We start from the raw sequence: 18174 nt of genomic DNA on the forward strand, positions 1-18174 counted from the left end.
CTATCCGGTGTGCGAGTCCCCTACCGTCGCCACCGAACGCAGCGCGCGCAGCGCGACGAGTACCTGTGCCAGTGTGGGCGGCTCCGCAGAGCGGGGCGGCAGCACCGCCACGGCCCGCGCCGCGCGCTCGACTCCTGCCTGGTGGGTCGTGGCCCACTGGTCGACCCGATCCGGAGTCTGGTCGGTCGATCGCAGCACCACGTCGACGAACGAGTCCAGGACGCCGTAGAGGTCCTCGCGAAGCGCACTACGGGCCAAGGCATCGGACAAATCGTCACGCGGCAACGCCGATACGGCGTGCAGCAACCGGTCGATCTGCAGGCGCTCGGAACACGCGAAATAGGTGCGGGCCACCTCTGCCGGGTCGGTATCGGTGATCTGCGAGCGCCGGGCGATGTCGAGCAACGAGTAGGCGTCCAGCAGGGCGGCGATCTCGTCGGCCAGATCCTGCGGCACTCCGTCCTGGCGCAACCGGTCGGCGTTGGTCGCCCAGCGATCGTGCTCGCTACCGCGCAGGAAGTCCTGCGCCCGTGGCCGCAGCGCCGACACCACCGGGCGGAATCGTTCGATCTCCTGCGCGATGGACCCATCAGCAGGGCGGTTGTGGATGAACCAGCGAGTGGCCCGATCCAGCAGGCGCCGCACTTCCAGGTACATCCGCGTTTGTGTGTCCGTCGACACCACGTTGTCCGTGGCCTCGATCCGGGCCAACAGTTCGCGCATCCCGAAGACCTCGCGGACAATCACGAAAGCCCGTGCGATCTGGTCGGCCGTCGCCCCCGTTTCCTCCTGGGCGCGGAAGACGAACGTGATGCCACCGCGATTGACCAAGTCGTTGACCACGCAGGTCGTCACGATCTCCCGGCGCAGCGGGTGAGCGGCGATGGCCTGGTCGTAGCGCCGCATCGCCGCTGGGAAGTAGCCGCTCAAGGTCGCTTCGAACCACGGGTCGTCCGGCAGATTCGTTTGCAGCAGTTGCCGTTTCGCGTCCAGCTTCGCGTAGGCGACCAGCACCGAGAACTCCGGTGAACACAAGCCGTGACCGGCCCGGTCCCGCTGGTCCAGCGCCTCGTCCGAGGGTAGGAACTCCAACTCCCGGTCCAAACCCGGTACCGCGGCCATGAACCGGCGGTGCACCGGCAGCATGGCGTGCTCCTGCGCGCGGGCGTTGCCCAGCAGGACGTTCTGCTCGTAGTTGTCCCGCAGTACCTGGTGGGCGATCTCGTCGGTCATCGAGGCGAGCAGCTCATCGCGCTGACTCAGTTCCAACGACCCGTCGCGGACCAGCCCGGCAGCCGCGATCTTGATGTTGACCTCGTGGTCGGAGGTGTCGACACCGGCGGAGTTGTCGATGGCGTCGGTGTTCACCCGGACACCGTTCTGCGCCGCCTCGATCCGCGCGAGCTGGCTCAACCCGAGGTTGCCACCCTCCCCGATCACCTTGCAGCGCAACTGATCTGCGCTGATCCGGACAGCATCGTTGGTGCGGTCGCCGATCTGCGCGTCGGTCTCTAGGGAGGACCGGACGTAGGTGCCGATCCCACCGTTCCAGAGCAGATCGACCGGTGCGCGCAGGATGGCCCGGATCAGCTCGGCCGGGGTCAGGGCGGTGATGTCATCGCCCAGGCCGAGCGCGCGGCGTACCTGATCGCTGATCGGCACCGACTTGGCGGTCCGCGGATAGACCCCACCACCAGCTGAAATCAGTTGCCGGTCATAGGAATCCCAACTGGAGCGGGGCAATTCGAACAACCGGCGACGCTCGGCGTAGGAGGAGGCGGCATCCGGGTCGGGGTCCAGGAAGACATGGCGGTGATCGAAGGCCGCGACCAATCGCAGGTGCTCCGACAGCAGCATCCCGTTGCCGAAGACGTCACCGCTCATGTCGCCGATACCGGCGGCGGTGAACTCCTGGGTCTGGGTGTCGACTCCCATCTCACGGAAGTGTCGCTTCACCGACTCCCAGGCGCCGCGCGCGGTGATCCCCATCGCCTTGTGGTCGTAGCCGGCCGAACCACCGGATGCGAACGCGTCATCGAGCCAGAAGCCGTTCTCGCGTGCGATGCCGTTGGCGATGTCCGAGAAGGTCGCGGTGCCCTTGTCGGCCGCCACCACCAGGTAGGTATCGTCGTCGTCGTAGCGCACGACGTCACGAGGCGGGACCACGACGCCGCTGACCAGGTTGTCGGTCACCTCCAGGAGCGAGGCGATGAACTGCTGGTACGCCGCCACTCCCGCCGCGTTGAACGCGTCACGGTCACTGGGGTCGGGCAGGTGACGCGCCACGAAACCGCCTTTGGCGCCCGTGGGCACGATCAGCGCGTTCTTGACCATCTGCGCCTTGACCAGACCCAGGATCTCGGTGCGGAAGTCGTCGCGCCGGTCGCTCCAGCGCAACCCGCCCCGCGCCACTTTGCCGAATCGCAGGTGCACACCTTCCACGTCGGGACCGTGCACCCAGATCTCGAACATCGGGATCGGCTCAGGCAGATCCGGCACCCCATGGCAATCCAGCTTCAGCGCGATCACCCGCGAGTCGGGTCGGAAAGCGTTGGTGCGCAGGGTCGCTCGCACGACGCCACGGATCGCTCGCACGATGCGGTCATGGTCGAGGCTGGCGACATCGGTCAACGCGGCGTCGATGCGCTGCAGGGTGCGGTGCTGGTGGCTCGCCCGCTCATCGGCTTCCAGACGCAGCGCCGGATCGAACCGCTGCTCGAACAGCTCGCTCAGCAGCACCGCCAGGTCGGGATTGGCCAGCAGCGCGTCCTGGATGTAGCCGTAACTGAGGGAGAAGGCCGTCTGGCGCAGATAGCGGCCCACCGTGCGCAGCACCGCGACCTGTCGCCAGGTCAGGCCCGCGGATAGCACCAGTCCGCCGAGCCGGTCGCTGTCGGCGCGGCGGTCCCACACCGCGGCAAACGCATCCTCGAACCGGCCCCGCACGACCTTGACCTGGTCGGCGTCCTCGCCGCCCCACGCCGTCGGCGACTGTGACCGCAGACCGATGTCGTAGATCCACACCGCCGAACCGTCCGGCAGCCGCATCGAGTAGGGCCGCTCGTCAGTGACCTCGACTCCGAAGTCGGTGAACATACCCACGACGTCGGTCAGGATCAGCCGGTCCCGGCGAAAGATCTTGAACCGGCGCTCGCGCGGATCGCTACCGCTCTCGCGGTACAGCGCGAAGAGCGCGGGGTCCGGCCCGTCCAACGCCTCGATCCGTTGCAGGTCAGCCAGCCCCTGCGCCGCTGTGAAGTCTTCCTTGTAGGCCTCGGGGAACGCGTGCACGTAATCAGCGGTGATCCGGGCCGCCGCCTCGTCGCCGTACTGGTCACGCACCAGGGCCGCGAAATGCTGGCCCCAAGTCTGGACGCTGCGCAGCAGCCGATCATCGAAGTCCTGGTCGCTGATCGGCGCGGGCCGCTCCTGCCCGAGCCAGACCACGAAGTGCACGTAGGCAAGGTCAGCGTCGTTGAGCCGAATCTCGTGCTCGATGTGCCGCGGACGGTAGCTTTCCTGCAGCACCTTGGTCATCCGCAAGCGCAACGTGGTGTCGTAGGCGTCACGCGGCACGTAGACCACGACCGACACGAAGCGACCGAACTCGTCGTCGCGGCGCAGGACCCCGGCGCAGCGGCGCTCCTTCAACCGGGACACGACCTGCGCGACGTGCACCAAGTGCGGGACGTCTGCCTGCAGCACCTCATCACGCGGATAGGTCTCCAGCGTCTGCAGCACGTCTCGTCCGTCATGGCTGTCCGCGGCGTAACCCGTTGCCGCTAGGACCTGTTCGACCTTGTCGCGGGCGACGGGCACCCGACGCACGGTCTCGTTGTAGGCGCGGGCCGCGAACAAACCGATGAATCGTCGCTCGCCGATCACTGCACCTGCATCATCGAAGACCCGCACGCCGATGTAGTCGAGGTGCGCCGACCGGTGCACCGTGGACAGCGAGTTCGCCTTGGTGATCGTCAGCAACCGCGGGTCGTGCGCGGTACGCGCCGCCTCGGGTGTCAACGGTCGGAAGCTGTCCGGGTGGTCATCCCGCAGGACACCGAGGCCACTGCCCTCGACCGGCGCCAGGCCATCCATGCCGTCGCGCTGCGCCAACCGGTAATCGCGATACCCGATGAAGGTGAAGTTGTCGTCGGCGAGCCAGCGCAGCATCTCCACGCATTGCCGGATCTGGTCCTCATCGACCCGTGTTCCGACCTCCTCGGCCACGGAACCGGCAAGCTCCCAGCAGCGTTCTCGCATCTGCGGCCAGTCCTCGACGGCAGCGTGCAGATCGGCCATGACCTGGGCCAGCGTCTGCTGGAGTTCCTCGTCGTCGGCGACCGTGCGACCCCGGGCGAACTCGACGTGCAACCACGACTCCCGGATCGTCGCGTCGTCGCCGTCGTCGGCGGCGGCCGTGACCGATTCCAGTTCGCCACTGGCCGATCGACGTACGTCGAACTGCGGGTGGACCAGCAACCGCACCGAGCGCTGGGCGCGGCTGAGCGCCGCGAGCACCGTGTCGACGATGAACGGCATGTCGTCGGTGACGATCTGGGCGACCACCAGGCCCCGGCCCCACCCGTCGGAGTCCGGGTGCGGGGTGAAGACCTCGACGTTGGTCGTCCCGGGTCGGCGTTCGCGCGCGAGCGCCAGATGTGACCGCACGATGCCGGAAACGTCCGGTGGGCTGAGGGTTTGGAAGTCTTCGGCAGCGGTGTGCTCGAAGTAGCTCGATACCAGTTGTTCAGAAACCGACTGGTCGGAAGCCGACACGGTCGCGGAGTTCACCGCAGGCATAGCACGCACCTTCGCACGCTCGATCGCGACCGACCTCGTTGTCGGTCCCGATCAACGATAGGCGCCAGCTCACGCAGCGGCGCACCCGCCCCGCGTAGGCTGCGTGCCGTGGCCAAACACATCGAACATTCCTGGACCTTGCCGGCCGACCCTGCGACCGTCTTCACGATGTTGACCGACGAGTCGTTCCAGCACGCCACCGGCGATGCGACCGGTGCTGTGGCCGTCACGGCAGCCGTCACGCAGGACGGATCCGACACGGTGATCGACACCGTGCGGACCATGTCGACCGACGGTGCTCCCTCGGCGTTCAAAGCAATGGTCGGCGATCAGTTGGACGTCGTGATCCAGCAACGGTGGGGTGCGGCCGCAGCCGACGGTTCACGGACCGGCACCACCCGTATCGAGGTCCGCGACAAGCCGGTCAGCTTCGAGGGGCCGTGCTCTCTGAAGCCGGGCGGCGACGGGAGTGAGCTCAGTCTCTCCGGCGACGTGCGCTGCTCGATGCCGTTCGTCGGCGGGCGCATCGAAGGTGCCGTCGCGCCCGCCCTGCTGCACGGGTTCAAGGTCGAGGAGAAACAGGGCCGCGCCTACCTGGCTGGCTAGCCGGCCAGATCGGCCACGAGCGCGGCCAGCTCCGTCACGTCGTACCAGGACAGATCAAGATCGGTGTCGGCGTCGCGCTCGCCCGGCGGGTCGAGGCGGTGCAGGCTGGCGACCTGCCGCAACAGGATCGGGCCGGTGAAGCGCACTGCGGCCGGGGAATCCCCCGGTCCGCTCTGTTCGATCGCTTGCGTGAGCTCGCCACTGGGGACGTCTATTGCCGCAACCACATCGTCCCCCAGCGCGGCGGTGACGACCGCGGCTTCCTGGATCGCGGCGTACTCCAACTCTTCCTCATCGGGGTTGCCTCCGACGGCCGCTGCGAGGGCGGGAGAAGGGGCGTACGCGATCAGCGGTCCCTCGATGCGGCGCTCGTCGCGCAACGCGATCAGGCGGTCGAGGCTCGTCGGCAGATAGACACGTCCCGTGGTCACGCGGTCATCGTGCCACGGCGGTCAACCGCGCCGACCCAGCCGGCGGCGTCGGCTGCGGGGCGCGACGGCCCCGAACCGGGTTGCCAGATCGGCGATCGCACGTCGGGCCGGTGACGTCGGGGCGCACTCCCGAAGCACCCGACCGGCCAGCAACCCACCGTCCAGAGCGGCCCGGTCGTCCGGCACGAACGCCGTGGCCGTGACCGCTGCAAACCGGTCCAGGGAGTCGGCGATCACCGACTCCGCGTGTGATCCGACGGCGCTGGTGCGCACCTTGGTGACCACCACCTCGGCGTCGTTCTTACCGATCGCAGCAAGGTCGGCGAGGCCGCGGACCAGCCGTTGCAAACCGACCGGATCGCCGGCTCCGACGGCGATGATCCGATCGGCGGTTCGCAATGCGGCCAGGGTCGCTGCGTTGCGTCGCGGCGCACGGGTGTCGTAGCTGAGGTCCTCGTCCTCTTCCAGCGGCGCGGCCACATCGACCACGGTGACCGCGACCAGGCCACGAGCCACCTGCAAGACATGGGTGAAGCTCTCGTCGCGTACCTCTGGCCAGCGATCCGCCCGCGGCAAGCCGGTGAGCACGCGCAGATCGGGCAGGACGACGGGCGCGACAGCGGCCAACGACCGCACGTCCAACCGGCCCGCGTCGGCCAGCCGGGTCGCCGCTGCCACCCCGGGCGCCTCGTCGAGCAGGGCCAGGTGCTGGGCGACGCTGGCCGCATAGGTGTCGGCGTCGACCAAGAGGGTGGACACCCCGCCCGCAGCCAGCTCGGCGGCCAGATTGACCGCCAGCGTCGTTCGCCCGGGGGCGCCGGGCGGACCCCAGACGACCACGACGATGCCGTCCTCGCAGTCCTCCCCGGAACCGGCAGGCGGCGGGTCTTCCGGCACGTCGGCCTCAAGCGCCGGCTGCGCGCCGTCGGGCACCTCGGCCGCCCGCACCAGCGCCAGCAACTCCTGCGGGCCGGCCGACAAGGATGCGCTCGGCACCGCCCAGGCTGCCAGCGCATCGTGATCGTCCCAGGGCGAGACAACCCCGACCACGATGACGCCGTACTCGCGTAGCCGGGCGATGGCGGACCGATCAAGGCCCGGGAACCCGGCCGACACCACGGCCACCGACACGCGCGCGGCCTCGGCCACCGCCAGGAGGTCGCCGAGGTCGGCGCAGCGTCGGACCAGCGTGATGTCACTCGCGGCCGAGAGGTACTCAGCGACTGCGGCCTCCTGCGCCGGCCCGATCGCCGTGACGACTGTGAGGTCGTGGGTCATGGCGCAGATCCGGCGCTCACCGGGACCAGGTCGACCTTGCCGCCGCTGTTCATCGCCGCTAGCAGCGCCGCCACTTGATCCTGCGGAACCATCACCTGGACCGCAGGGTCGCCGGTGGCACCGCTCAGACCGTCACCGCTGCTGGGCACCGACGCCACCGAGACCCGTTCCAAGAGTCGCTGTGGTGCTTTGTACGAGGTGGTGCCGGTCGCGTCGGACTGGCGTTCGGAGACCCAGACATCAACACTCGACCCGCGCTGCAGGGTCGCCGCGGAGGCGCCGGTGACCGGCACGGCGATGGCCCGCACCTGCAGTGCTGCAGCGTCGCCGATCGCCGTACGGGGAATCAACTCACCCTCCCGCACCTCCCGCACCACGCGGCCGGCTCCGTCGGTCGGGATGGCGCTGAGGTAGGTCTGCGGGGAGTCCAATCGCACGTCGACAGCGGTCACGTCACCCGTGCCCAGTTGATCACCTGGCTCCAGCGTGTGGCTGGCCTGCAACACCGTCACGGAGTGATTGAAGTGCTGCAACGTCAGGGCACCGGTGATCATCGCCAGCAGAACCAGCAGAATCCCCGCAATCAACCGGCCGTCCCGCCACGAGGGCCGTTGCAACCGTCCCGCGCGAGGCGTCGGCAAAGCAGCGTCCCGATCCTCGGTCGTCGCTGCGCGCGCCCGTGTTGGTGTCAGCGACATGGTCGCTCCCTTCGCCGATTAGCCGCAGGGCCTCTTGTGTGGGGGCACCTGCCGGACCTCCCCAGCCCGCTTGCGACCGATCGTGGCACGCCGCGCCCGACGCGCTGGGCTATCCACAGGTAAGGAAGTGTTAAAGACGGGGTTCGGCCAGAATGGGGTCATGCCGGCCCGATTCCTCCAGATCAACGATGTTGCCGAGATCCTCAACATCTCCGTCCGCCAGGCCTACTCCTTGGTCACGACCGGTGAGCTGCCAGCGATCAAAGTGGGCCGCTCCTGGCGGATCGAGGCCGAGGAGTTGGAGGCGTACATCAAACGGGCGTACGCCGCGACCCGCCAGCAGGTCGCCGACGGGACCCTGGCCTCTGACCCGGAGTTCGACGAGTCGCAGAACTGACCGACCCAGCGAACCGCGTCGACACCCGTGTGACCCTTCCCGGTCACGAACGGCGGTGTCAGTCAGCGCGGCGGATGACCGATACCGCCGCGACGGGGATCATCCGACGACCTGTGATGGCATCCGGTCGTCGGACCGCGTCGGCGGGGTGTTCGGCGATGTCGAAGTGGTCCGCGCCCACCCAGTCGATCGACCCCGTGGTCAGACCGCCTGCAGTGTCATGGACGGTCACCGCGCTGCGATCACGGGCGATTCCGCGCAGCGCGGTCCCGATCCCGATCCGTCGCCCGCGGGAGACTTCCGACCGGTTGCGGTAATCAAGGCCGGAGATCCCGAGCACTGCGGCCGCCGGGATGAGCGCCGAGCGGCGCTGCTCCTCCATCAGTAGCCAGTCCGCGCCGAGGTCCAGCAGGACGCCGGTGACCCGTTGAGCGGCGGTGGCAACGGTCATCGACCGGCCGATGGATGTCGCGACCCGGTCGGTCCACGCGACGGCGGCTCGTTCGGCGCGCACCAGCTGCGGAAGCAGCGCATCCTGCTCCGCCCGCTGCTCGCGCAGCCACTGGGCCTCGAGGTCGTCGAACAAGTCCTCCCACCGCATGCCAGCAACCTACGGTCCCGACGATCCGCAGTGCGGTTATCCACATTCAGTCACTTTTAATGTCGTTTGATGCCTTTTAATGCGCTTGAATGTCTTTTATGAACGAAGGGCCGCACGCAGAGCGCACCTGGCTGGCCAGCGGCCTGGGCTGCGTTATCGCCGTCGCGTCGATCGCCGGAGCCTTCCCGTTGGGTGCCGCTGCGGCGCGCGGACTCGCAGTCGACGTCCGCGAGGTATCCGCTCCCATGACGCTGTTCCTGCACGTCCTGCTGACCTGCCTGGTGCCGCTCCTGCTCTGGTTGGCGGCAGCGTCCGCGGCGGCCAGCTGGGAGATCGTCCGCGCCGGTGGGGGCGGCCGGGCGGCTGCGGACCCGCGCCCCGGCGGCCGGCGCGCGGGTCGGCACCACGTCGCCGCCGTTCTGCTCGCGTTGACCGGAGCCGGTGCGCTGGGCACGGTGCCGACCACGACGGCCATGGCGAGCCCGCTACCGCCCGGAACCACCCGGTCCGCGCCCTTGGCCGTCGCCGAGCAGCCCAGCGCGATGGACGTGCCGATGCCCGTCGCGACCGCTCCTGCCGGCCCACCGAGCGCGCCAGCAGCTGCGGACATCCCCCAGCCCGGGTGGGTCACCCCGGCGCCGTCACCGGCCAGCCAACGATGCGCCGCTGGCGCCCGGCTGATCGCCGGCTGCCCTACCCGCACGGACTCAGATCAGGTCGTCGTCCACCGCGGTGACAGCCTTTGGTCGCTGATCTCCCGGCACCTGCACACCCACGATCCAGCCGTCATCGCAGCCGCCGTGCCGCACTGGTACGCCGCCAACCGGGCCGTCATCGGACCCGACCCCGACCTGCTCCTGGTCGGCCAACGCCTGCACATCCCAGACACCGCACCGACCGCGCACACCACCCAGGGGGAACGATGAGCACGACACCGCACGCCGCCCAGCCATACGACCAGTTCCCGCCGCTGCGCGTGGTGCCGGCACCCAGCGCCGAACCAGAACCGTTGGAGACGGCGACGGTCACCCAGCTGTTCGCCGACCAGGCCGCGCGCACCGGGCGCCGCGGATCGGCGTACGTGCAATCGTCGCTCGCGATCGACTTCCGGGAGTCCGGCGAGGACCCACTCTTCGGCCCGCAGGCAACCCACCGCAGTGAGCTACCCGAGCCGGGCGTCTGGGCCACGCAGATCATCGGCGCGGTCCTGGAGTGCACCACCGGCTTGCGCCCGGTCAGCCAGCTCGCCCGGTGGCTGGACACGGCGCCCCGGGAAATGGTCGCGCGGCGCTACACCCTCGCCCAACGCCGGGGCACCCGGCCGCTGGGCCGGTCCTCGGTCCTGCGCAGCCGCGCGTGCGAACCGGCCGACGGCGTCGCCGAGGTCTCCCTGGTGGTCCAGCACGAGGGCCGGGTACGTGCGGTAGCCGCACGCCTGTCCGGGGTGGACGGGCGCTGGCTGGTGACCGCCCTGCAGATCGGCTGACGTACGCCGCGTCAGGACTTGGTCGACGCCTTCGACTTCGCGGGGGCTTTCTTGTCCGTCTTCTTGTCCGAGCGAGCCTTGGCCCGGCGCTGCTGGCGGGACAACTTGCCCTCCTGCGCGACCGCGCGGCCCTCCTCGTCCATCGCGTACGACTCCGCTTCGCCGTCCTCGTTCGGAGCCACCATCGTCAGGTGCTCCTCCTTCGGCTCCGGCAACGAGGCCTCGACCTCAGCCGGGTCGATCTGCGCGTTGAACAGCAGCCGGACGGTTTCTTCCTTGATGGCGTCATTCATCGCATCGAAGAGCAGGAAGCCCTCACGCTGGTACTCCACCAGCGGGTCGCGCTGGGCGAACTGCCGCAGCCCGATGCCCTCCTTGAGGTAGTCCATCTCGTAGAGATGCTCACGCCACTGCTGGTCAAGGACGGTCAGGATGACCCGACGCTCGACCTCCCGGGTGACCTTCTCCCCCAGCGCTGCCTCGCGCGCGTCGTAGGCGTGCTGGGCGTCGGAGCGCAGTTCTTCGGCGAGATGCTCGGCGGTGATCCCCGCGCGGCCACCGACTTCCTCTTCCAACTCAGCCAGCGTGATCGAGACCGGGTAGAGGTCCTTCAACGCACTCCACAACGCGTCCAGGTCCCAGTCGTCGGAGAAGCCTTCGGCGGTGGCGCCCTCCACGTAGGCGTCGATGGTGTCGTTGATGAAACCGCGCACGGACTCCTCGAGTTCGACACCCTCGAGCACCTGACGCCGCTCGCGGTAGATCGTCTCGCGCTGCCGGTTCAGGACGTCGTCGTACTTCAGGACGTTCTTGCGGATCTCGAAGTTCTGGCTCTCGACCTGGGTCTGTGCGCTCTGGATCGAGCGGGACACCATCTTGGACTCCAGCGGGACGTCGTCGTCCATCCCGGCGCCGGCCATGAACCGGTCGACCAGACCGGCGTTGAACAGCCGCATCAGATCGTCCTGCAGCGACAGGTAGAACCGGCTCTCCCCCGGGTCACCCTGACGGCCGGCGCGACCGCGCAACTGGTTGTCGATACGGCGCGACTCGTGCCGCTCGGTGCCCAGCACGTACAGGCCGCCCAGCTCGGTGACTTCCTCGCTGGCTTTCTCCACGGCCTTCTCGGCCTTCTTCAGCGCCTCGTCCCACGCCGCCTGGTACTCATCCGGGGTGTCTTCCGGGTCCAGACCCTGCTTCTTCAACGCGGCGACCGCGATGAACTCCGGGTTGCCGCCGAGCATGATGTCGGTGCCTCGACCGGCCATGTTGGTGGCGACGGTCACCGCACCCTTGCGACCGGCGTCGGCGACGATGGACGCCTCCCGCTCGTGCTGCTTGGCGTTCAGCACCTCGTGCGGAATCCCCTTGCGGCGCAACTGCTCTGAGAGGTATTCGCTCTTGTTGACACTGGTCGTACCAACCAGCACCGGCTGGCCCTCGTGGTGCCGTTCGACGATGTCCTCGACGACTGCCGCGAACTTGGCTTCCTCGGTGCGGTAGATCAGGTCCGCCTGGTCCTTACGGATCATCGGCTTGTTGGTCGGGATCGTGACGACACCCAACTTGTAGATCTGGTAGAGCTCGGCCGCCTCGGTCTGGGCGGTACCGGTCATACCGGACAACTTGTCGTACATCCGGAAGTAGTTCTGCAGCGTGACGGTCGCCAGCGTCTGGTTCTCGTTCTTGATCTCGACGCCCTCTTTGGCCTCGATCGCCTGGTGCATGCCCTCGTTGTAGCGACGACCGGCGAGCATGCGGCCGGTGTGCTCATCGACGATCAGGATCTCGCCGTTCATGACGACGTAGTCCTTGTCCTTCTTGAACAGCTCCTTGGCCTTGATCGCGTTGTTGAGGTACCCGATCAACTGGGTGTTCGCGGCCTCGTAGAGGTTGTCGATGCCCAGCAGGTCCTCAACCTTTTCGATGCCGGGTTCGAGGATGCCGACGGTCTTCTTCTTCTCATCGACCTCGTAGTCGCCGCGACCGGGCTTGCCGTCCTTGTCCTTCTCCGCACGGTCCAGTCGCTGCACGATCTTGGAGAACTCGACGTACCACTTGGTCGCCGCGTCGGCCGGGCCGCTGATGATCAGCGGCGTGCGCGCCTCGTCGATCAGGATCGAGTCGACCTCATCCACGATGGCGTAACGGTGACCACGCTGGACCAGCTCGTCGGTCGACCAGGCCATGTTGTCGCGCAGGTAGTCGAAGCCGAACTCGTTGTTGGTGCCGTAGGTGATGTCCTTGGCGTATTCGACCCGCCGCTGGTCGGGGGTCATGCTGGCCAGGATCACGCCGGTCTCCAGACCGAGGGCGCGGTGCACGCGGCCCATCAACTCCGACTGGTACCCGGCCAGGTAGTCGTTGACGGTGACGACGTGCACGCCCTTGCCTTCCAGGGCGTTCAGGTAGCTCGGCAGGGTCGCCACCAGGGTCTTGCCCTCACCGGTGCGCATCTCAGCGACGTTGCCCAGGTGCAGCGCCGCGCCACCCATGATCTGCACGTCGAAGTGCCGCTTGCCGATGGTGCGCTTACTGGCCTCGCGGACCGCCGCGAAGGCCTCGGGCAGCAACGCGTCGAGGGTCTCCCCGTCGGCGAGCCGCTTCTTGAACTTGTCCGTCTCCTCGCGCAACTCCTCATCGGACAGCGCCTCGAAGTCCTCCTCGAGGAGGTTCACCTGGTTCGCGATCGCCTGCAACTTCTTGAGGGTGCGGCCTTCGCCGGCACGCAGCACCTTCTCGACAACCTTGGGCACAAGCTCTCCTGCAATGGGTGGACAGACCTACCAAGACTAACGGGCGTGGGCCGGATCACCGTTCCCAGCACATAACCGGGTGCGCTGGCGGTACGTCGCGTGGTTGCCTTCAGGGGTGGATGATGCCTATCTCGCCGCGACCGTCCCCCTCCTGCGCGGCGCGGGGGTGACGCTGCGCGCACACTCCTCGCGCGACGTACCGGCAATCGTGGCGATGTGCACCGACGAGCGGATGCGCCGGTTCGTGCCGTTACCCAGCCCGTACGCCGAGCCGCAGGCCATCGCGTTCCTGGACTCCGTGGCGGCGGGCTGGCGGGACGACTCGATCCTGGCCTGGGCGATCGACGTCGACGGGCAGTTCGCCGGGTCGGTGAATCTCAAACTGGTCGCCCCGGGGACCCGAGAGATCGGCTTCAGCCTGCACCCGGCGTACCGCGGGCAGGGTCTGATGACCCAGGCGGTGCGCACGGTGCTCGATTACGCGTACGACGGCCTCGGGCTGGGCACGGTCCTGTGGCGCGCCGCGGTCGGCAACTGGGCCTCGCGCCGGGTCGCGTGGGCCAACGGGTTCACCGTGGACGGCACCTGGCCGGCCAGTCACCCGGTGGGCGAGGGGGACGTGGCGGGCACCTGGCTCGGGCACCGGCACGCCACGGATCCTGGCGAGCCGAGGTTGCCCTGGTACGAGCCCGCGGTGCTGGAGGGCGACGGGATCCGGCTGCGGCCCTGGCGGGAGTCGGACGCTCCGGTGCAGACCGACGACGCAGAAACGGTGCGGTTCATGGGCCAGCCGATGCCCGGCCCGGGTTCGTTCGACGACTTTCTGACCAGCCAGCGGGAGCGGATGGCGGGCGGCGACGCGATCTTCTGGTGTATCGCGGACGTCGATGATCGCCCCCTAGGTGGCATCCGGCTGCTCAATCTCGCCCGCCGCGACCGGCTCGGGGGCGCGCGCGTCGCCTACTGGCTGCATCCCTCGGCGCGCGGTCGCGGTGTGCTCGGGAAGGCGCTGGAGTTACTCATCCCGCACGCGTTCGGCGACCTGGGGTTGCAGCGCCTCGAAGCGGGTGCCGACCAGGACAACGCCGCCTCGTTGCGGGTGCTGCGCCGCGTCGGTTTCCGGCAGATCGGCACCGAGAAGGACGCCCTGACGTACGGCGGCACGAGGGTCAGCAGCGCCGTCCAGTTCGAGCTGTCCGCTTCGGACGACCGTGCGGCACAACGGGTTTCGCCGCGGGTCGCTCCGGTGTTGGAGACGGCTCGCTTGCGGCTGCGGCCGTGGCGGATCGACGACGCACCGCGGCCGGGGCAGGAGCGGGACGAGATCAGCGAGCGGTTCATGCCCGCCAATGCCCAGCCCGGGCCGGCGCTGCCATGGGATCAGTGGTTCGCCCGGCGGCGGCGCTTCACCGACAGCGGCGAGATCGTCTGCTGGTGCATCGCCGACGCCGGCACCGACGAACCGCTCGGCGACATCCTGCTCTTCGGCTTCGACGAGAACGTCAAGGGCAACGCCGAACTGGGCTACTGGCTGCACACGAACGCCCGCGGTCACGGCTACGTCGACGAAGCGGTCGAAGAGGTCGTCCGCTGGGCGTTCGCCGAGGGCGGCTTCACCCGGCTGCACGCCGGCACCGATTCGGACAACATCGCTTCGCAGAACGTCCTGCGGCGCGCCGGCTTCGTGCAGTGGGGCAACGACCGTCAGAACTGGACGCGGATGGACGGCACCGCCTCCGACGGGACCTTCTTCGAGTTGCTGGCGAGCGACGATCGGCAGGCCCAGCGCGCCGTACCGCCGCCAACCTTGCGGACCGAGCGGGTCTTGTTGCGGCCGACCTCCGCCCGCGACGCGCAGCGGGCCCGGGAGGCCGCCGACGACGCGCAGACGCGCTTCTGGTTCAACCGGACCGGGCCCTTGCCGGACGTGCAGGAATACCGCGAGCGGATGGCCAGTCGGTCGCTGATCGATCGAGCTCGCTGGGGTATCTGGTGGGCGATCTGCGCGCCTGGGGAGGACTTGCTCCAGGGCGCTATCGGGATCCAGAACATCGAGAACGACGAGGCCGAGATCGGTTACTGGATGCACCCCGACGCGCGCGGCAAGGGCCTGATGAGCGCCGCGTTGGGCGAGATCACCCGCTGGGCATTCGCCGAGGGCGGTTTCCGGCACCTGGCGGTGCAGATCGCGGAGGGTAACGAGGCGTCGATCCGGGTTGCCCGGGCCGCGGGTTATCAACCGGTCGGTGCCTGGCACCGCCGCGAACTGCTCGGCGACGGCAGCACGGTGGACCTGCTGGCCTTCGACCGTGCGGCCGACAGCTGAGTCTCGCCACCTCGGCAGACCGCATTAGCCCGCGGTCGGCTAGCTCGCGTCGGCTGCGGTCTTGCGGGTTCGGGCGTAGAGCCAGGCGATCAACCCGGCGAAGACGATGACCCCCAACCAGTTGGCGACCGTGGCGAACCCATCGCCCACGATCGCCAACGGTTCGTCGTTGCCGGTGGCCGCCACGATCCCGGCGAAGACCACGCCGTACAGGCTCTCCCCCACGATCAGACCGGTCGCCATCAGGATGCCCAGTCGTTTGCGGAACTCCGCGTTCGGTCCCCGCGCGGCCCAGTTGTCGTAGATCCGGCCAAGGAAGGCACCGATCGGGATGATCAGGGTCAGCGCCATCGGCAGATACATCCCCATCCCGACGGCAAGCGGTGGCAGGCGCAGGTTCTTCGTGGTCTTACCCAGCACCTCATCGACCACGATCACCGCCGCACCGATCAGCACGCCGAGCCCGATCAGCGACCAGTTCAGGGACCCACCGAAGACGCCCTTGACCAGTGCGGAGATCAACGCCGCCTGCGGCGCGGCCAGCGCATCTGCTTTGGCCCCGGGAGCGCCCTGGAAACCGAAGGCGGTCTGCATCAGCTCCAGCACCGGCGGAATGATCAGCGACCCGAAGGCCACTCCGATGATCAACGCCACCTGCTGCTTCCAGGGCGTAGCCCCGACGAGCTGACCGGTCTTGAGGTCCTGCAGGTTGTCGTTCGAAATGGTCGCCACACCGAAGACCACCGCGGTCGTGAAGAGGGTGTAGGCGACCAGCGCCTCCAACTCGTTACCGCTCGCTCCGCCGTAGGTCACTTTGATCAGCAACGCGGCGGTGATCGCGACCAGGATCCCGACGCCGGAGATCGGGCTGTTCGACGAACCGATCAACCCGGCCATGTAGCCACACACCGCCGCGATCAGCAGCCCGGCCACCAAAACGAAGATGACACTCACCGCGATGATGCCGCCCGCGCTGCCTGCGAGAGCGGTGTCCTTGACGAAGTCCCACAGCAGCAGCCCGATCGGGATCAGGAAGAGCACCGAGACGGCGGCGACGATCTGGATCGGGATGTCCCGTTCGGTGATGTCCACCTCATGGCCCGTACGCCGCTCGCGGGACGAGGCGACCGCCTCCACCACCCCGCGCACGACCGGGCCGATCAGTTTCAGCAAGGTCCACACGGCAGCGACGGCGATCGCACCGGCACCGACGAACCGCACGTCGGAGGAGAAGACGCCGCTGACGGTGTCCATGATGTCGCCGGTGGCGGGGACCTTGCCGCTGGTCCGGATCGGCAGCAGGACGAAGAAGGAGATGATCAGGCCGACGAGCATCGCGATCCCAACGGTGATGCCGACCAGATGGCCGACGCCGATCAGCGCCAGGGAGAGGATGGCGCCGAACATCGTGCCGCCCGAGCCGACCCGGAAGGCCGTGGCCAACGAGTTGCTCACCACCTTCAGCGATGCCAACAGCGAGAAGGCCGCTGCGGAGACCGCACCCATAACGATGACCCGTAGACCGGCCCTGCTCTCCTCGGCGCCGCCGGTGCTGTCGCCGACCTTGAGCACTTCGGCGCCGGCGACACCCTCGGGGTAGGGCAGGTCGGAGCCGGTCACCAACGCACGCCGCAGCGGGATGGAGTACATCACCCCGAGCGTTCCGCCCACCGCGCAGACGGCCACGGTGATCCAGTACGGGAAGCCGGTCCACCAGCCGATCATGATCAGCCCGGGTAGCACGAAGATGATCGCTGACAGGGTTCCGGCTGCAGAGGCGATGGTCTGCACGATGTTGTTCTCGACGATCGAGTGATCGGCGAAATAGCGCAGGACCGCCATGGAGATCACGGCCGCGGGGATGGCGGTGGCGAAGGTCAGGCCGACCTTCAGACCCAGGTACACGTTGGCCGCGGTGAAGACCAGCGTGATGATGCCGCCGAGAATCACACTGCGGACGGTAAGTTCGCGAACCTGACCTGCTGCCTTGGGGGTTTCGGTGCTGGTGGTCACCTTCCTCACCCTATGACCGCGCATACGTGCACGCGCCCACCCCCAAACCGGGGTGGGCGCGTGCGCGGGTAGGTCAGCCGGCGACCAGCGAGTCGGCGTCCTGGTCCTGCGCCTCGGCGACCCCCTCGATGTCGAGGTGGATGACACCGTAGGACCAACCGCGTCGCCGGTAGAGCACGGACGGCTTGTCCGTGTCGGCGTCGTGGTAGAGGTAGAAATCGTGCCCGACGAGTTCCATCTCGCGAAGTGCCGCATCCACCGTCATCGGCTCTGAAGCGTGCACCTTCTCGCGCAGTTCGATCGGGCAACCCTCGTCGCCACCGACCTTGCGGATGTGCTCGGGCAGTTCGTCTGCGACGGGTTCTGGCGCAGCAGCGATCTCGTCCAACACAGCGGCCGCATCGCGCAGCGACTCGCCGCTCTTGCGACCGCGGTGGACGACCCGCTTGTCGTGGCGCCGACGCAACCGCTCGCCGAGCTTGGTCGTCGCGAGATCCAGGGCGGCGTATTCGTCGCCGGCTGCCGCTTCGGCACGGATGACCGATCGCTTGGCGTAGCACGTGATCTCGATGCGCTCGGCTTCCTTGGCCTGTCGCGGATTGGCCTCATGAGTGACGACGACGTCGCAGCGGGTGACGCGCGGGTCGAGTTGAGGAACCTTCGCAAGCTTGTCGGCGATGTGGCGACGGAAACGTTCGGGCACCGTGACGTGACGTCCGGTGATGGTGATCTCCATAGCGACCTCCTAGGGCCGTGGTGTCGGTGATTCGTCGCAGGCGGGC

The 18174-nt window shown here is 68.2% G+C and carries 13 protein-coding genes; 5 read left to right on the forward strand and 8 right to left on the reverse strand.

Features of this window, described 5'->3' with window-relative positions; genetic code table 11:
* A complete protein-coding gene (locus DR843_RS10570; RefSeq protein WP_109685656.1) occupies nt 1–4800 on the reverse strand; it encodes an NAD-glutamate dehydrogenase in 4800 nt (1599 codons plus the stop codon).
* 108 nt (nt 4801–4908) lie between these two features.
* On the opposite strand from DR843_RS10570, the gene DR843_RS10575 reads away from it, so the two are divergent.
* Nucleotides 4909–5406: a DUF2505 domain-containing protein gene (locus tag DR843_RS10575; RefSeq protein ID WP_109685658.1), complete on the forward strand. Its 498-nt coding sequence runs from the start codon at nt 4909–4911 to the stop codon at nt 5404–5406.
* On the opposite strand, the gene DR843_RS10580 is transcribed toward DR843_RS10575, so the two are convergent.
* The 3 genes from DR843_RS10580 to DR843_RS10590 are packed head-to-tail and all read right to left on the reverse strand — an operon-like array spanning nt 5403 to nt 7813.
* Entirely contained in the window at nt 5403–5837 is a 435-nt protein-coding gene (locus tag DR843_RS10580; RefSeq protein WP_109685659.1) for a DUF6912 family protein, read from the reverse strand. The genes DR843_RS10575 and DR843_RS10580 overlap by 4 nt on opposite strands.
* Nucleotides 5838–5858: 21 nt before the next feature.
* Nucleotides 5859–7115: a CpaE/TadZ family protein gene (locus DR843_RS10585; RefSeq protein WP_109685661.1), complete on the reverse strand. Its 1257-nt coding sequence runs from the start codon at nt 7113–7115 to the stop codon at nt 5859–5861.
* Nucleotides 7112–7813: a CpaB family protein gene (locus DR843_RS10590; protein ID WP_109685663.1), complete on the reverse strand. Its 702-nt coding sequence runs from the start codon at nt 7811–7813 to the stop codon at nt 7112–7114. Before DR843_RS10590 ends, DR843_RS10585 begins: the two co-directional genes overlap by 4 nt.
* Before the next feature lie 160 nt (nt 7814–7973).
* Here DR843_RS10590 and DR843_RS10595 point away from each other — a divergent pair, with 160 nt between their 5' ends.
* Nucleotides 7974–8210, forward strand: a complete 237-nt coding sequence (locus DR843_RS10595) for a helix-turn-helix domain-containing protein (protein WP_109685665.1) — start codon at nt 7974–7976, stop codon at nt 8208–8210.
* Between the two features lie 58 nt (nt 8211–8268).
* Here the strand turns inward: DR843_RS10595 and DR843_RS10600 are convergent, their stop codons facing one another.
* On the reverse strand, nt 8269–8811 hold the full coding sequence (locus DR843_RS10600; RefSeq protein ID WP_109685667.1) for a hypothetical protein: 543 nt from the start codon (nt 8809–8811) through the stop codon (nt 8269–8271).
* A gap of 98 nt (nt 8812–8909) precedes the next feature.
* On the opposite strand from DR843_RS10600, the gene DR843_RS10605 reads away from it, so the two are divergent.
* On the forward strand, nt 8910–9737 hold the full coding sequence (locus tag DR843_RS10605) for a LysM peptidoglycan-binding domain-containing protein (protein WP_109685669.1): 828 nt from the start codon (nt 8910–8912) through the stop codon (nt 9735–9737).
* Nucleotides 9734–10297, forward strand: coding sequence for an Rv3235 family protein (locus DR843_RS10610; RefSeq protein WP_109685671.1), 564 nt, complete (start codon nt 9734–9736; stop codon nt 10295–10297). Before DR843_RS10605 ends, DR843_RS10610 begins: the two co-directional genes overlap by 4 nt.
* Before the next feature lie 11 nt (nt 10298–10308).
* Here the strand turns inward: DR843_RS10610 and secA are convergent, their stop codons facing one another.
* Nucleotides 10309–13053 carry a preprotein translocase subunit SecA gene (gene secA / locus DR843_RS10615; protein ID WP_109685673.1) on the reverse strand — a complete coding sequence of 915 codons (2745 nt, stop codon included), beginning with the start codon at nt 13051–13053 and terminating at the stop codon, nt 10309–10311.
* A 115-nt stretch (nt 13054–13168) separates the two neighbouring features.
* Here secA and DR843_RS10620 point away from each other — a divergent pair, with 115 nt between their 5' ends.
* Nucleotides 13169–15379 carry a GNAT family N-acetyltransferase gene (locus DR843_RS10620; protein WP_170119834.1) on the forward strand — a complete coding sequence of 737 codons (2211 nt, stop codon included), beginning with the start codon at nt 13169–13171 and terminating at the stop codon, nt 15377–15379.
* Nucleotides 15380–15418: 39 nt separating this feature from the next.
* Here DR843_RS10620 and DR843_RS10625 read toward each other — a convergent pair whose 3' ends face one another.
* The gene (locus tag DR843_RS10625) at nt 15419–17392 is read right to left on the reverse strand and encodes an OPT family oligopeptide transporter (RefSeq protein WP_245934087.1); all 1974 of its coding nucleotides are present in this window, start codon (nt 17390–17392) and stop codon (nt 15419–15421) included.
* Nucleotides 17393–17465: 73 nt separating this feature from the next.
* Nucleotides 17466–18128 carry a ribosome hibernation-promoting factor, HPF/YfiA family gene (hpf, locus tag DR843_RS10630; protein WP_109685679.1) on the reverse strand — a complete coding sequence of 221 codons (663 nt, stop codon included), beginning with the start codon at nt 18126–18128 and terminating at the stop codon, nt 17466–17468.
* Nucleotides 18129–18174 lie beyond the last annotated feature (46 nt).

The organism is Branchiibius hedensis (genome assembly GCF_900108585.1).
GTDB classification, from domain to species: Bacteria; Actinomycetota; Actinomycetes; order Actinomycetales; family Dermatophilaceae; genus Branchiibius; species Branchiibius hedensis.